A 13,488-nucleotide genomic window follows, 5' to 3' on the forward strand; every position below is an offset into this window, starting at 1 on the left:
CTGGCCCGTGCCACTGAACCGACGCGCGACCTGCTCCGCGTAGCAGTGCATGCAGCCCGGCGACTCGCGGCTGCACCCACGCAGCGGATTCCAGGTTTCGTCAGTCCATTCGATCGTGGTTCTACCCATCACTCACTCCATTTCGTGCAATGCAAGCTGCCGGTGCATCGGGAATCGGGAGATCTGCCTTCATTGCGTGCGCCTTCCGGCTGCATGGATGGAAAGGATCCGCAGTGCATCGCGCTGCGCGTCGTCCAGCCCGGCGTCGGTGACGCCCTCGCAGCCGTGTGCGATCACGGCGCCGTAGAGCCGGGCCAGCGCGCGGGCCTCTGCGCTCCCAGCGAATGCTTCATCCGACGACGAACGCATGCGCCACCCCTCGATCGCCGCCTCGATATCGCTGATCGCGAAATTCATAAGCCGTTCTCCCTGCGTACGAGCCAGTGCGCCGTGAAACCGCGCGCCCACGACGCCGCGTAGACAAAGCACAGCGCGAGCACGCCGTACTGATGCGCTCGCCACGCCATGTCGAACCAGAAAGGCTGCGCGGCCAGCCCGAAGATGCAGGCCCAGCGCCGCCAGTGCGCACGCCGGTCCTGCGACAGAAACACGGCGAGCGCACCGCACAGGCTGATCGCGATCTGTTCGATCATCTGCGCCGCGGCATCGGCGCTCATGAGACACAGCCCAGCAGCTGCGCCTTGCCAATCGGGTCGTACCAGATCTCGGTGAGCCGCTTGTTGCGCATGAAAAGGACGAGATCAACCGTTACGCGTACCTGTTCCATGATGAATTGCCAGTCGAGCGTCTGGCCGACCGCGCTCTGCTTGACCAGCGTCGCGATGCGCGACGGTGCCGAACGCGCATCGTTGCAATGCACTGTCGTGATACCGCCGGGCGTGCCGGTGTTCAGCAGCGTCATGTAGTCCCACGTCTCGTCGCCGCGCAGCTCGGCGAGGAACACGCGGTCGAACTTCATGCGCAGCGTGGAACGCACCAGTTCCTTCGCCGGCAGCGTGTCGCTGAAGAACATGTGTACGCGGTTCGGATGGTTCGGCAGCGACAGTTCCGGCGTGTCCTCAATCGTCCCGATCCGTTCATCGGACGGCACGAGGTCCGAGAGCGCCTTGTTCAGCGTGGTCTTGCCGGAGCCGGTGCCGCCGGCCAGCACAATGTTCAGCCGGTTGGCGACAGCGAGTTCGAGCATGCGCGTGACGTTGCGCTGACCTTTCGCTTCCAGCATCTCGGTCTCGAACGGCTGCAGGTCAAGCGATACCGACATGTCGCGGCGCGGCGACACGTCCCGATAGCCCTCGAACCAGCCGTTGCGCTCGTACTCGGCAACCGAGAAGCGCACGTCTGACGGGATGCGGATCGTGATGGAGATCGTGTCCTGCTCGCAGGCCGGCTGCATCAGCACGTGTCCGCGCTGGCCCTCGGGCAGGACCACCGGATGAATCGGTTCCTTTGTGGAGAACTTGCCGCCCTTCATCACCGTCAGCGCGTTCGCGAGCTTGAAGCACGCGTCCAGCGAGCAGGCCGGTGCATCGTGCCGCCGCCATCCGGAACTCCCCTGCGTCCAGATCTCACCGGGACGGTTGATCGCGACCTCGGTGAGGCTACCGTCGAAGAAGTTCGAGATGCCCATCTGCTTGAGGAAGCTGCGGGCGATCGTGCCCTTCTCGATCACATCGATTACGACTGCGCTCATTCGCACTCCTTTCTGGTTTAGGGTCACATCCGTTAATCAAAGTGCCGCGCAGGTTCAGCGAGGCGTGGTGCCCGTATCCTGCCGCTCGATCTGCACTGACACGCGATACGGGCGTCGATCGTCCAGCACGCTGCTGGCAAGCTCGCGGAGCGTTTGCGCCGGCGACGTGGAAACCACGGTTGCACTCAGGGGTACGGCCGGCCGGGTCAATTTCCAGCCCGCACCGCCGATTGCCGCAGCCGCGCATAGTCCCGTTACAAGCCAGATGCGCGAGATGCGCGGCACATGGTGATCGCGGATTGCCGGGGTTTCGACGGTTTGACGGTTAGTTGCGTGCACGTCCATTGCGTGATTGACCGGTTCATCGAGCGATGGCAAAGCGTTATCGCCCCATTCCGAAAGCGTCAGCCCGATACGCGCCCCGACATTGCGCAGCAGGCTGCGCCGCAGCGGCGCTGACATATCGTCGATCCGGCACCCGTCGAGCGCCATGCAATCCTCAAATGTGTGCTCGTCGGCGATCTGACGCAGTGGCAAGACATCGGGAACCGCAAGCGCACGGCGTGCATCGACCCGTTCGGCCAGCTGCCGAACCGTCGTGCCGTAGAAACAGAAACGCAGTGCGTTCCGTAGTTTGGTCTCGAACATGTCGCGATCGAGGCCATGCAGCGGGAAATCGTCCGGATAGGTGATCTTCAGGTCCATGTGTCGGTTCCTCATTGCTGCCCGTTCTGGCCAACAGGGTTGCCCTGCGCGTCGACGTTCTCGTACACGCCAGTCAGGTCAATGTCACGTGCCACAAAGATATTGATCACAGAGCCCTGGTTTGAATAAGCCGTCGGCGGGATGTTGATGGTGTTACGCAGCGTCTCCGCGGCCACATCCTGCGTGGCGTTCGAACTGTTCGAGAATGTGATCTGGTTGCCGCTGCCGCTCGCCTTGTTGGCCAGCGCCTGGCCGAAGTCGCCAATCAGGCTGACCATTAGCGCGCCCTTGAACCGCAGCCAGAAGTGCTCATCAACATAGGCTGGAATGCCCGCGGCACCCAACGGATCGGTAGCCGGCGAGTTCAGTGGAATGTGTACGTCGCCGTCGTCGATCTCGTCCCAGATCGCGCCGATCACGCCCTGCCCCTGGATCACCGCATCGCGCTGCTCGCCCTTCGCCATCGCACCCTTGCGAACGAGCAGCGTCGTGCCATCGTCGGACCACACGTCCTGCGCGATCGGGCACCCGATCAGGCCCGGCCGGTCGGTACGGATCGCCGTCGATTGACCACAGCGGATCATGGTGTTGCGACTAAGCAGGTAATGCCGGTTCGGCCGGAACGAGGCCTGCATCGGCTGCAGCTTCGATGGCTGCAACGACTGGTCGATCGCGGAGCCCTTGCCGTCGCCCGCGTCCGCCTTGCTGGTTGATCTGGGCGCACCGCCTGCACTTCCGCCGCGCAGCGCTGACATGCCCATCGACTTCGCCAAACCTGCCAGACCATCGGCATCGTGGCCGACGGCTCCAGTGCTGCCACTGTCGCTGTCGCCAGCGGCTTCATTCGATGCCACGGGACCATCTTTGCTCTGGCCGGAATCGTTGTTGCCGCTCGCGACGAGTACGCTGCCCTGCAGGCGGCGCTCGGCCGGCGTGAGCGGCCGCGGCTGGTTGCTCACGGTCACCGCCTGTCCGTTCGTCTGCGATGCCGCGCCGGCCGGCGTTGCGAGGTGAGAATTCGCGGCAGCGGCGACCGCAGCCTCCGACGCTGCACGGGCCTGGTCTTCCGCGCGTTTGATACGTTCCTTCTGCGTCTCCAGATCCGCACCGGCGTCACTCGCGCCGCTGTCTTTCGGTTTTGTCAGCGCCGCCTGTTTCGCGTCCTGATGCTGCTGGAACAGGCGCTGCAGATAGATCGTGACGCCCGATGCACCCAGCGCAATAACGGCGAGCGCGACCAGCACCAGACGCAGCTTGCCCACGCGCGTTTTCCGACGGCCCGGCAGGTCGAGCGAAGGCTGCGGGCCGACGTCGGTCGATGCCGCATGTTCCATTTCGTTTCGTTCGGTCATACCCTGTTCGCTCCCTTGATCAGTTCGTCGATGCATCGGTATGGTCACGCGCGATGCGCGCGCTGCCCGGTACCGACGAGCCCGCACGGTTGTAATGACCATCAGGCGAATAACCGTCGTTGCGGATACCCAGCACCGACTGGCCGTAGCGGATGACAAACGACTTCGACACTTCGTGCACGACGACCGTATCGCCCTCCATGTGGAAGTTCGCCGTCGCCTCGCCACCGTCGGGAAGCTTCGTGAAGATCGTCGGCAGGTCACGCGCGGTTGCGTACTTGAAGTACGTGAATCGGCCGTCGTCCCACAGGGCGGTCGGTGCGAGTGCACGATCGCCGCGCATCATGTACTGGATATTGGCCGCGGGAACCGACGCCACAGGCGTGGATTTCGCAGCGCCCACGCTCACGATCGATGCGGGAATAGCCGGCCCATTGCCCTGTTGACTGCCCAGCGCAGCGCTTACCGCCTGCTGACGGCGCAGCTGCGCGCTCGCCGCTTTGGCACGCGTGTCCGGATAGTCGAAACGCAGTATCCATGTCGCCGGCTGTGCGGCCGACACGTCAACAAGCGAGAGCGGATAGGTGCGCCGGTTGGTGACCAGCAGAAGATTGGTTTCCGGCTGCGGCGCACCCGGTTTGAGCATCGCGCCACTGTCGTTGATGGCCACGTGCCAGGCCTTGCCGTCTCCGATGCCCTCGCCGCTGTTGATGATGTGTTCGCCTGGCTCGAACTGGATCATCACCGCACGCCCCGGCATGGTCGCCACACGATAGGCCTGGTCCGGATCGTAGGTCGCGCACTGGATGTGCGGGTCTGAACCGCAGCTGCGCGGCGTTTCGAGCGCTCGCGCGTGGATCGGCGCCAACGCGAAGCTTAGTGCGACCGCCGCTGCGCCTGCTGACATCCGGATCGTTCGTCCTTTCATGCTCCACCTCCGGCTGCCGCAGAGCCCGACGCCGGCGCAGCATCGGCGGGTGCCCGGGTCCAGTCTCGCGTGACCTCGTAGCTCGTGCAGCGGAAACCGTCCGCGTTGAGATCCTGCTGATCCTGCTTTTCCGGAACGTTCACACGCTCGAATGCGACCGTCGCAATCCAGTACGTCGGATCCGGGCGTTTCGCTGCGGGATTCAGCGGGACCAGCTGACGCGAGAAGAACACCTGTGCGGCGGGCGCGAACGTGATCGAGCCGACGTGTGCGATGACCCGCGCCTGATCCTTCAGAAGCTTGAGCGGGCCCACCGGGCCGCGCACCAGCCCGTCATAGGCTTCCTTCTCGTGGTCGTCGCTCATGAACATCACCGCGGCGTGCGTGTCCGAAATCGTCTCCCAGTCGTAGCTCTCGCGCAGTTCGACGTAACGGTGCAGATCCGCGCGATCGGTCTTCTCCGAAAACGTAACGTGTCCGTTAGCCGTTGTCGGCAGCACGTCGACCTTACCGGTCGACGAGTCCACTCGCAGCACAGCGGGCGGGTTCGGCCGCTTTAGGAGTCCTAAAGCCCCCATGCCAGAAACAGCGGCGAGAGCGACAACGCCCGAGAGCACCGAGCGCCGGTCCGCGATACGGGCCTTCTCTTCCGCTGCTTCGACCTTCGACTTCTCGAAGGCCTGTGCCTGTTTCAGGTACCAGCTGACCGCGTCGCGCTCACCCGACTCAACACCGCTCACCGGCGCGTCTGCGCGCGTGGTCGACCCGCCCGGGCTTTCCTTACGTTTGCGCGCGTTCGTTCCCGACGCGAACCATTGCCTGATAGTCGATGCCATCCTGTTCCTCACTTCGGTTCCGTATGGCCCGATTGCTGGGCCAACGGTTGATTGACAGGCACCCACTGGCCAGTCGGCTCGGGTGGTTTCGGCGGGGAACTGCAGGCCTGAAGGACGACAGTAGCCAGCAGGATTGCAAGGCTTGTTTTCATGGCGCCCCCTTCAATTGCCGGTACGGTCACGGCGCGCTTGCACGAAACGCCAGGCCATGTGCATCAAAACCAGCCGCACATGACACAGCTGTATCGCAACGACACACAGGACGAGGCATAAAATCGTGACTTCAACATACGCCAGATCAAACTGCGTCAGCATGTGCTGGATCTGGCTGCGAAACGGCGTGAGAAATACCCAGGCGACTTCGCAGAAAAACGCGATCAGGAAGATATCTACGGCCATGCCTGTCGCGATGCGCGCAACGACGGATCGTGCAGTGACCGTCCTGAGGGAGTGGCTGCTCTCTGTTTTCTGCATCTCATCTTCCTTTTGAAACGTTGACTATTGATCTTCGATAATCCGATGCCACTCCTGTGTCATCGAGACAGAATCGAGCTCCAGTTATGCCAAAGACTGTTGAGGGCGCCGTAAAGGAATAGCAGTGCCAGGCAGGTAGCAATTGCCAGCAGCCACCAGTTTTTCAGCTTTACATAGAGTGCTTTCATCTCCGGCTCCTCAAGCGCTGATCTTTCCGCCTGAACCACCCCTGCCGAAACCCGATCCGGCTGAGGCCATTGCTCTTGCTACCGTGCCAAGCTTTCCGGTCATCGTCGAAATGCCGACCCCACCGGCAAGTGCCGAAGCAATCGACGGGAGATTCAGCGCGATAATCCAGAAGCTCACGCCCATGATTCCGAGTTCGAAGGTCTGTGGAACGAACGACAGACCCTTCGCGGATGTGGAAATGAAGTCGATCGCGTAGTTCGTCTCCAGACCCATCGAGGCGCCAAACAGCACAACAAGAAACGAGTAGTTCAGCGCCTGCCCGGCCCAGTTCCAGAAAAACTGCCTGACAACCGGGAACAGCGCCGTGCTGATGAACAGCGGTCCCAGTGCGAGCAACACGCCAAGCGCAAACTTGGCCAGCGTCAGATATGCAATAGCAATCGCCATGAACGGAGCCGAGTAGAGGAACATCAGAAAGATGACCAGCAACGCCTCGATCGTCTGGAAGCCACTCGCCTTGTTCCAGATTGTCTGTGCCATGTTCAGATAGGCGTCCAGCAGATTGTCCAGCCCGTTGACGACGTTGCCTCCCCCTGTCACCGCAGCCGACAGCTGGTCCCCCAGTCCCTGGAAGAACGGCACGACATATTCACTGTAGTACTGGATGTTCATCCCGCACGTGAGCACAAAAGCCCACGCGGCCACTTTCATCAGAAAATCGTTGATGGGCACATCGATGCGACCTTCCCAGTAGCCCCACATGACCAGCAGGACATAGATGCTGAAGCAGACCGTCATCAACGGCGTGATCGTCGAAATCATGTGCTCCGATCCCGTATTGATGGTGTTCGTCACTGTCTTATCGAAGAAGCTGGACATGGAGGAAAAAAAATGTGTCGGTGCCATCGCGTGCTCCAAGCGTTATCAAACGACTACTTCAGACCCGCGGCGCTGGCCGCCGAGCTTTCCGCTGCAGCGTCAGCCTGCTCTCTGCGCTGCTCTTCAGCGTCCGACGAAGACGGACCGAACATGTACCGGTTGAAGTCGGCCTCCTTACGGTGCTGCTGTTCCTCCTGAAGGTTGTGTTGATGACGGTCCCATGCAAGGTAACCGAGGTAGCCGGCGATCACGACCAGCAGGGCGACGATTGAACCGAGGAGTGTTTTATTGGCCATCTTGCGTTCCCATGAGAGCGTTGTTGAATTCGCGCTCGCGCTGCTCTTCAGCGAGCTTCAGTTCCGCCTGCTGCAGTTGAGCAGAGAGTTGCAGGCGCGTCTGGTCGTTCGTGACCAACGCATCTTCCGCCACCATGCGGTTCTGCAGATCCGCCTTCTGTGCAGGATCCTGCGTCATGTTGGACTGCTGCATCAGCGCCTGGATGTTGTTCAGGCGCGCCATGGTCGCGCTGTACGCCTGTTCGTTCATCGCCTTGTTGGCCGCCAGTGTGTCGTAATAGCGCTGCTGACCGGGCGTGCTTGCGCCGGTCATGCCTTCCTGCTGCTCGATCGAGCGCATCGTTGAGCTGATGCCGGAGAGGCTGCCGTTCTTCGCCTGGTCGTAAATGTTTTGCCACTGTTCCGGAAGGTAGTTACGCAGCGACGCATCGTTCATGATGTTGCCGAAGCTGCTGTTGCCAGTGAGCGCACGGTACTGGTCTTCCTGATTCTGTATCTGCTGGAACAGCTGCTGGACCTGCACCATCTGTTGCGCGAGCTCCGCCGGTGAGATGGTCGGCACACCCTGCGCGTGGGCCTGCGAGAACGCACAGGCCCACAACAACGCGACCAGACTGCGTCGCGGCCAAAGCGTAATTCCCGGCAGATAGGCAAAGGCGCCCATGCCGGCGCGCGTTGACCGCGCCCGCAGCGCCTCGCGAAGGTTCCCGATTGCTGGGTCAACCGGCCGGCGCACGGCCGGATAGACATCGGTGCTGTTCATCCTTCCCTCCTTGGGTTGCAGCACATCAGGCAAAAACTTCGTCGTCAACCGGCTGATTAACCGGTGGATAAATCTGCGCAAGCTCGGCACGCTTGCGTTCGAGGCCGCGCTGCAGCTCCCCGATCCACAGCCGCTCATCGGTGCCGTGCTTCGCCGCGAGCTGTGTGCGCAGCTTGCGTTCGAACACGCGCTCAAGATAGACGGGCAACCAGACGTCCGGATCGTCGCCCAACTCGGCACGCACCGCGTCGCAAATCAGCACGTTCTCGCGGTCACCTGAGAACACCGCAATCGCGTCCTCGAGCCCGGTCAGGTCAAAACTGGCGAACGCCGACTGGTTGCCCTGCTTGATGAGGAAGCGGCGCGACTGTGGCGTGAGCTTTTTGAACTCCCTGAATTCCTTGCGAGTCATGCCGTCGCGCAGATACGCTTCTTCTTCAGCCGCCGGGTCAGCCAGCCAGAGCTTCGTCGCGACCAGACTGCGCAGCGCGGGAAACAGGTCCGCTGCACGCTGCGCCTGCTCCGGCTGTTGCGTGATGAGTCCCATGAATTCGCCTTCCTTACGCCCGCTGGCGAGGGTTTCTTCGATCTGCTCGCGGATCGTGCGGAAGCGCAGCGGCAGCCAGTACTCCTCGATCACCGTCTGCATCAGGGTGCCCTCGCGACGCATCAGTTTCTTGAGATGGAACAGGTATGCAAATGCAGGCTCCGACGGCTCGTAGTTCTCGACAAGAAATGCCTCAACATCGAAACCGATCCAACGTTGCTCGCTCATGTTCAATGAGAGATTAGGCGGGTTATCGAACACCCACCAGAACCGGCCATCCTCCGACTTGCACCAGAGCGACAGACGTGCGCGCAGGCTGTCGTCGCCCTCGTCCGGAATGCTGTCCAGCAGCAGGCTGAAGCGGCGCAGCCGTACGTCATCAACGCCCATTACCGCATCGACGGCGTTGCGGCATTGAATCTTCTCGCCGGCCGTCAGGTCGATCCTGATTGGCTTACCCTGATGGTCGACACCGTTCTTCCGGCCGCACAGTTCGACGAGCCCGTACAGGAATTCGCGATTGTCTGGCGTGTCGGCGAGCTCGAACGGCGCCCATCCGGTCGGCTTGCCTTTCTCCAGATAGACATAGGCGCCGCCCATCGCCCGGATGAACACTTCCCAGCCCCGGCCCTTGTCCAGCACGTACAGCATCGGATCGAAGCGGGACAGCATGCCGGTCACCGCTACGATGACCGTAGACTTGCCGCTGCCCGTCGTACCTTTCCCTTCAAAATGCCCGGCCACCTTCTCCGAGACATTGATGTCCCCCAGCCGGCTCGCGTGCGAACTGTAGTTGTACACGCCCGAATCCGAGCGAAACGGGATGACGGCCGACCCGTCACCGATCGGGTTACCTTCCGCCTTGCCTGACGAGTAGTCATGGCAGGTGTACATCGCCGCAAAATTGCGCGAGGACTGCACTTTCGGTCGCGGTTTGACTCGCGCGCCCGGGACCTGCGAGAAGTACGTGAACGGGGCAGACCCCGTCGCGGGCGACCATTCAACCCCACACTCGTTGCGCGAACGGGACGCAAACCTGTCGGCGTTCTCCAGCGCTTCTTTCGCTGTTTCGCCGTAGATAACCGCGGCGCCGTGATATTCGCCGAACGACAGTTCACCCGTGTTCACGTAACCCTGTGCGTCGCGCAATTCCTTGACCTGATGCTTCGCCTTGTCACCGGCCGACTCCAGCTTGTTGATGGCCGAATCGATGGTCCGGTTTGACTCGAAGCCTGTCATGCAGTTGAACGTATGCGTAATCGTGAATTCCATGTTCAACGTGATCAACGGGTCGAGCTGTCCCCAGCCCGGCTTCTCGGGGCAACTGCGAAGGTCGAGGCAGGTGGCAACGCGTCGGTACGCCGGCACATCGCTTCCTGCTATCTCGAGCGTGTTGTAACCAAAATGCAGGTGGCTCGACGGGATGACATCGGTGCCGGGTTCCGCTGCGACCGGCAGATCGCCGGTCTTCCCATTGACGAGATAACTGACGAACCCGTACAAGGGCGAGAACAGCATCTTCGTGCCGTTCAGGTGCTTGCGCTCGTACACTTCAAGCAACTCGGCTTCATACTCGGCGAACTGCAGCAGCGCCTGTTTTGCAAGGGAGCCTATTTCCTTCAGCCCGTCATCGAAGTCCTCGTATTTCAGGATCAGCGACAGGTAGTAGCGGTTCTCGAAGAACTTTTCGGCTCCGAAACGTCGTTCGATGTACTCCCTCACGAACCACTGCATGAAGCGTTGTTTGAACCGGTACACGCGGTCAAAACTCACGCGCTGGCGCATGAACGTTGCGTGATAGCCAAGGCGGCCACCCAGGTCGCGACCCAGCTTGCTGTACGCTTCCGTATCGCGATCGAACATGCGCTCCATCACGACGTTCTCGTGCACCTCGAACGGCACGCCGCGCATGGCCAGCGTCACCATGAACCGGTTGCCCTCAAGGTGCTGTACGTGTTTCGTGACCGGATGCCCGTACTTCGGAATCCAGTCTTCCAGGGCGCCGATCGCGCCGAGGATGTCGCTGGTGACGGCGGGTCTGCTCTGCATCATGCCTCCGGATCGAGCTCACGCAGTCGGCGCTCACCCTTGGACAACGGTTTGAAAAAATCGCGGTAGACGCGGCGTTGCCGTCCGTATCGCAGGGGCGCGAGCGTAGCGGTGTTGCCGAAGCGCGGGGCGGCTCGCCCGGCATTTAGCCGCGCGCGGACCCGCAGTTGCCAGAAGTAGAAGCGGCAGCGCAATTCCAGCCACATGATCCGCAGGCCCTGGTCGTCGGTTTCGCAGATGTGCTTGAAATACAGCAGCACCGGAAAGCCCAGGAAGACAAACAGCAGACCGCCGGGTCCGACGAAGAAGGAAATCAGCACGCCGACAAACATCGACGCGACGACGACAACCAGCATCGCCATGTAGGGAACGCCCCAGATGGCAGCCGTGCGGCCAAGGCCGTTGAATCCGGGGTAGCGGGTTTTTTCGTCCGACATGGCGTGCTCAGCTGAACATGTTCCACAGATATGGTGCGAGGACGCCGACCACCGAGCCCACCGCCGCCACCTTGCCGGACAGCGTCACAAACTCGCTCCAGTGCGCGCGATCGGCCCAGCACTCCGCCCCTTTCCACATCAGCACGCAGGCCGCGACGACGCCGAGGAACGAATAGAGCCAGATCTTGAAGGTGATCGCGCCCTGCGTTGCCGAATCGAGCCCGCCACCCGCGAATGCGAGTTCCGGACCGATAGCAATACCCAACGTTACCGCCTGGAACAGACAGGTTTCGATCCGCCGTGTCAATATGCGAAATGAGTAACCTTTCAGTTGTACTAATGGCATGGTCGAGAGCTTCCTGTTGCGATACATGTGTCTTCTCCTTTCGTAGTCGAGATCAGCCCGCGCCGTCGCGGCTCAGATCAGTTGCAATCGTCGTTGCAGGCGGAATCGCCGAATGCGTCCCATGACGGATGCGGTGCGTCCGGTGGTTGTCTGGGGCTGCCGCGCCGCGCGGATGATGTTTTGGCATCGGGCGCCGCGGCGCCCGGTGGCCTGCGCGAGGGACTGTCCATCACAACAGGAATCGCAGGAACGACACTGGTTGGACCTGCCGCCGTCTGGGCGTTGGCCACCACGCGCTGTACGTAACTGGTGCCGCCACCTTCGACTGTCTCCCCGCGCGTGAAATTACCGCTGTAGTAACAGCTGATCGCGGCTCGCAACGCCAGTGCGCCCTGCCCCAGTGCAGCGGCCGCCCGTTGATAGCAGTCGTGCAGGATGGCACTGCCCGCGCGCAGGTTTTCGCACGGGTCGAAGGCTGTTTCATAGGTCAGACGGTAGCGGGCGAGATTGGTCTTGTTGACCTGTCCAAGCCCCATGCTGAAATTGATGCCTTGCGCCTCGAGCGCTTTCGCCGTCACCACTGCTTCAGCACGGTCACGCGGCTGACGAACAAGGTGGCCACCGACAACGCCGATCGCGTACGGATTGAAGCCGGACTCAGTCCTCACGACCGCCCGAAGTGTCGTGGGGTGGACGTTCGGCGCGCATTGCTTCGCAAGGGTTCCGAAATTCTGCGATGCCGTGATCGCGGCGACCGGTGCAGTACTCGGCATTTCGATGTGCACCATGTACCTCCAGTTTGAAACGCCTCGAACATGGCTTTGGCGCCGCTAGAGTCCAGAGGACGTTACCGCCAGCCGCAGGCCTAGGCCTGACTTACGTCGACGTCCGGAGGCAGATGCGGCATAGAACTTGGCTCCGTTATCGCGCTGGGCGTAATTGTGGTCGTCGAAAGCGCTGCGAGCCAGGTGCTCGACGGATACAATAGCTCCGAGAGCAATCCAACCACACAAAAGTTGCTCTACACGAACTTTGCCATACGTATATTTCACTTTCAACCGATATATTTGCTCGGTACGCAATTTCATGCGAGATGAATACAAAGATGCGCCAGACAGTGGGCGCGTCGAGACCACTCAAGCGGGTAAATCTCTCGGCGCGCAACTTGTTCGCGCGCTATTTGAACGTCACGGCGTCCCGGAACGAGAGAGGTCGAAGATCGTAGAGAAGGTTCTCGGTCTTTCGTATCACGCAGCTCATCGACGCGTTTCAGGGCTCCTGCCCTGGACGATCGAAGAAGTTTCCATCGTTGCCGCTCACTACGACGAATCGCTAGGCGATCTTGTCACGTCGGTAGACATCGACGAGGCGCTGCCGGCCACGTTCATAGTCGGCGGGGTGCAGGAACAATGCCGGATATGGCTTGGGCCCGCCCTTCCCCCTCACTCAAAACCTTCTCTTGTCGCAATACGCGGGAAGACTGGCTGGTTTGTCAAACCGTCAGCCAGTTCCATGTCAGAAGCAGTTTTCTCAATAAGGAAGTTGATTCTGGAACTGTTGCCCGAGAAAAAGCCGCGCCGGATTGCAGTCGTTGACGACAATCCCGATGTAGCTAATTCCCTCTCCGACTACCTGCGGGCAATGGGATTCGAGAGCGAGGCTTATCTGGACTTTCGCGCCCTCGAGGGGGCGATGGAAGAACAGCCCTTCGACGCGTACGTTGTCGATTGGCTTATCGCAGGAAAGACCGCGAGACCTCTGCTCGCAAAGATACGTGCACGCGACGCCTCCTGTCCAATCCTCATCCTGACGGGGCAGGCAAGGTCAGGCGGGGCCGGCGTCGCCGAACTGGCGTCAGCGCTTGCGGAATGCCATGCCATCCTGTTCGAGAAACCAGCGCAATCCCCGATTATCGTTGCCAAGCTTTCGGAGGCCCTTCGCTCCCTTCCGGGCCAACAGTAAGCCATCTCACTACT

18 protein-coding genes are annotated in these 13,488 nt (G+C 61.2%); 1 reads left to right on the forward strand and 17 read right to left on the reverse strand.

From position 1 onward, the window contains the following. The 17 genes from AC57B6_RS09055 to AC57B6_RS09135 all read right to left on the reverse strand — a co-directional run. On the reverse strand, nt 1-129 hold a 129-nt coding region (locus AC57B6_RS09055; protein ID WP_496421289.1), incomplete at its 3' end, for a DUF5131 family protein. 60 nt (nt 130-189) lie between these two features. Beyond that, on the reverse strand, nt 190-417 hold the full coding sequence (locus AC57B6_RS09060) for a DUF3717 domain-containing protein (protein WP_496421015.1): 228 nt from the start codon (nt 415-417) through the stop codon (nt 190-192). Next, entirely contained in the window at nt 414-677 is a 264-nt protein-coding gene (locus tag AC57B6_RS09065) for a hypothetical protein (RefSeq protein ID WP_496421016.1), read from the reverse strand. Before AC57B6_RS09065 ends, AC57B6_RS09060 begins: the two co-directional genes overlap by 4 nt. Continuing rightward, nucleotides 674-1,711 (reverse strand): P-type DNA transfer ATPase VirB11, encoded by a 1,038-nt coding sequence (virB11, locus tag AC57B6_RS09070; protein ID WP_496421017.1) that lies wholly within the window; start codon nt 1,709-1,711, stop codon nt 674-676. Before virB11 ends, AC57B6_RS09065 begins: the two co-directional genes overlap by 4 nt. A gap of 54 nt (nt 1,712-1,765) precedes the next feature. After that, on the reverse strand, nt 1,766-2,416 hold the full coding sequence (locus AC57B6_RS09075; protein WP_496421018.1) for a hypothetical protein: 651 nt from the start codon (nt 2,414-2,416) through the stop codon (nt 1,766-1,768). 11 nt (nt 2,417-2,427) lie between these two features. Then, nucleotides 2,428-3,768 (reverse strand): TrbI/VirB10 family protein, encoded by a 1,341-nt coding sequence (locus tag AC57B6_RS09080; RefSeq protein WP_496421019.1) that lies wholly within the window; start codon nt 3,766-3,768, stop codon nt 2,428-2,430. A 19-nt stretch (nt 3,769-3,787) separates the two neighbouring features. Further along, the gene (locus tag AC57B6_RS09085) at nt 3,788-4,675 is read right to left on the reverse strand and encodes a TrbG/VirB9 family P-type conjugative transfer protein (protein ID WP_496421290.1); all 888 of its coding nucleotides are present in this window, start codon (nt 4,673-4,675) and stop codon (nt 3,788-3,790) included. A 17-nt stretch (nt 4,676-4,692) separates the two neighbouring features. Next, nucleotides 4,693-5,532 carry a VirB8 family type IV secretion system protein gene (locus tag AC57B6_RS09090; protein ID WP_496421020.1) on the reverse strand — a complete coding sequence of 280 codons (840 nt, stop codon included), beginning with the start codon at nt 5,530-5,532 and terminating at the stop codon, nt 4,693-4,695. A 162-nt stretch (nt 5,533-5,694) separates the two neighbouring features. Further along, complete coding sequence (locus AC57B6_RS09095) at nt 5,695-6,006, reverse strand: hypothetical protein (protein ID WP_496421021.1); 312 nt, start codon at nt 6,004-6,006, stop codon at nt 5,695-5,697. A gap of 59 nt (nt 6,007-6,065) precedes the next feature. Next, nucleotides 6,066-6,194, reverse strand: coding sequence for a hypothetical protein (locus AC57B6_RS09100; RefSeq protein WP_496421022.1), 129 nt, complete (start codon nt 6,192-6,194; stop codon nt 6,066-6,068). Between the two features lie 10 nt (nt 6,195-6,204). Then, nucleotides 6,205-7,101 (reverse strand): TrbL/VirB6 family protein, encoded by an 897-nt coding sequence (locus tag AC57B6_RS09105; RefSeq protein ID WP_496421023.1) that lies wholly within the window; start codon nt 7,099-7,101, stop codon nt 6,205-6,207. 26 nt (nt 7,102-7,127) lie between these two features. Next, complete coding sequence (locus AC57B6_RS09110; protein ID WP_496421024.1) at nt 7,128-7,370, reverse strand: hypothetical protein; 243 nt, start codon at nt 7,368-7,370, stop codon at nt 7,128-7,130. Beyond that, entirely contained in the window at nt 7,360-8,133 is a 774-nt protein-coding gene (locus AC57B6_RS09115) for a TrbJ/VirB5 family protein (RefSeq protein WP_496421025.1), read from the reverse strand. The genes AC57B6_RS09110 and AC57B6_RS09115 overlap by 11 nt, the downstream gene beginning before the upstream one ends. A gap of 25 nt (nt 8,134-8,158) precedes the next feature. After that, complete coding sequence (locus AC57B6_RS09120) at nt 8,159-10,732, reverse strand: VirB4 family type IV secretion system protein (protein WP_496421026.1); 2,574 nt, start codon at nt 10,730-10,732, stop codon at nt 8,159-8,161. Further along, nucleotides 10,729-11,166: a VirB3 family type IV secretion system protein gene (locus AC57B6_RS09125; protein WP_115783676.1), complete on the reverse strand. Its 438-nt coding sequence runs from the start codon at nt 11,164-11,166 to the stop codon at nt 10,729-10,731. The genes AC57B6_RS09120 and AC57B6_RS09125 overlap by 4 nt, the downstream gene beginning before the upstream one ends. A gap of 7 nt (nt 11,167-11,173) precedes the next feature. Then, nucleotides 11,174-11,539: a hypothetical protein gene (locus tag AC57B6_RS09130; protein WP_496421027.1), complete on the reverse strand. Its 366-nt coding sequence runs from the start codon at nt 11,537-11,539 to the stop codon at nt 11,174-11,176. 50 nt (nt 11,540-11,589) lie between these two features. Beyond that, entirely contained in the window at nt 11,590-12,300 is a 711-nt protein-coding gene (locus AC57B6_RS09135) for a lytic transglycosylase domain-containing protein (protein WP_496421028.1), read from the reverse strand. 298 nt (nt 12,301-12,598) lie between these two features. On the opposite strand from AC57B6_RS09135, the gene AC57B6_RS09140 reads away from it, so the two are divergent. Next, entirely contained in the window at nt 12,599-13,474 is an 876-nt protein-coding gene (locus AC57B6_RS09140) for a helix-turn-helix domain-containing protein (RefSeq protein ID WP_496421029.1), read from the forward strand. Nucleotides 13,475-13,488: the final 14 nt, after the last annotated feature.

The sequence above is a fragment of the Paraburkholderia sp. BGA-UO-ETr-F12 genome (assembly GCF_059567945.1).

What these genes read in the sequence shown, in the direction of transcription:
- AC57B6_RS09060 (WP_496421015.1), bottom strand. Translation starts at nt 417, where the DNA reads ATGAATTTCGCGATCAGCGATATCGAGGCGGCGATCGAGGGGTGGCGC.
- AC57B6_RS09065 (WP_496421016.1), bottom strand. Translation starts at nt 677, where the DNA reads ATGAGCGCCGATGCCGCGGCGCAGATGATCGAACAGATCGCGATCAGC.
- virB11 (WP_496421017.1), bottom strand. Translation starts at nt 1,711, where the DNA reads ATGAGCGCAGTCGTAATCGATGTGATCGAGAAGGGCACGATCGCCCGC.
- AC57B6_RS09075 (WP_496421018.1), bottom strand. Translation starts at nt 2,416, where the DNA reads ATGGACCTGAAGATCACCTATCCGGACGATTTCCCGCTGCATGGCCTC.
- AC57B6_RS09080 (WP_496421019.1), bottom strand. Translation starts at nt 3,768, where the DNA reads ATGACCGAACGAAACGAAATGGAACATGCGGCATCGACCGACGTCGGC.
- AC57B6_RS09085 (WP_496421290.1), bottom strand. Translation starts at nt 4,675, where the DNA reads ATGTCAGCAGGCGCAGCGGCGGTCGCACTAAGCTTCGCGTTGGCGCCG.
- AC57B6_RS09090 (WP_496421020.1), bottom strand. Translation starts at nt 5,532, where the DNA reads ATGGCATCGACTATCAGGCAATGGTTCGCGTCGGGAACGAACGCGCGC.
- AC57B6_RS09095 (WP_496421021.1), bottom strand. Translation starts at nt 6,006, where the DNA reads ATGCAGAAAACAGAGAGCAGCCACTCCCTCAGGACGGTCACTGCACGA.
- AC57B6_RS09100 (WP_496421022.1), bottom strand. Translation starts at nt 6,194, where the DNA reads ATGAAAGCACTCTATGTAAAGCTGAAAAACTGGTGGCTGCTGGCAATT.
- AC57B6_RS09105 (WP_496421023.1), bottom strand. Translation starts at nt 7,101, where the DNA reads ATGGCACCGACACATTTTTTTTCCTCCATGTCCAGCTTCTTCGATAAG.
- AC57B6_RS09110 (WP_496421024.1), bottom strand. Translation starts at nt 7,370, where the DNA reads ATGGCCAATAAAACACTCCTCGGTTCAATCGTCGCCCTGCTGGTCGTG.
- AC57B6_RS09115 (WP_496421025.1), bottom strand. Translation starts at nt 8,133, where the DNA reads ATGAACAGCACCGATGTCTATCCGGCCGTGCGCCGGCCGGTTGACCCA.
- AC57B6_RS09120 (WP_496421026.1), bottom strand. Translation starts at nt 10,732, where the DNA reads ATGATGCAGAGCAGACCCGCCGTCACCAGCGACATCCTCGGCGCGATC.
- AC57B6_RS09125 (WP_115783676.1), bottom strand. Translation starts at nt 11,166, where the DNA reads ATGTCGGACGAAAAAACCCGCTACCCCGGATTCAACGGCCTTGGCCGC.
- AC57B6_RS09130 (WP_496421027.1), bottom strand. Translation starts at nt 11,539, where the DNA reads ATGTATCGCAACAGGAAGCTCTCGACCATGCCATTAGTACAACTGAAA.
- AC57B6_RS09135 (WP_496421028.1), bottom strand. Translation starts at nt 12,300, where the DNA reads ATGGTGCACATCGAAATGCCGAGTACTGCACCGGTCGCCGCGATCACG.
- AC57B6_RS09140 (WP_496421029.1), top strand. Translation starts at nt 12,599, where the DNA reads ATGCGAGATGAATACAAAGATGCGCCAGACAGTGGGCGCGTCGAGACC.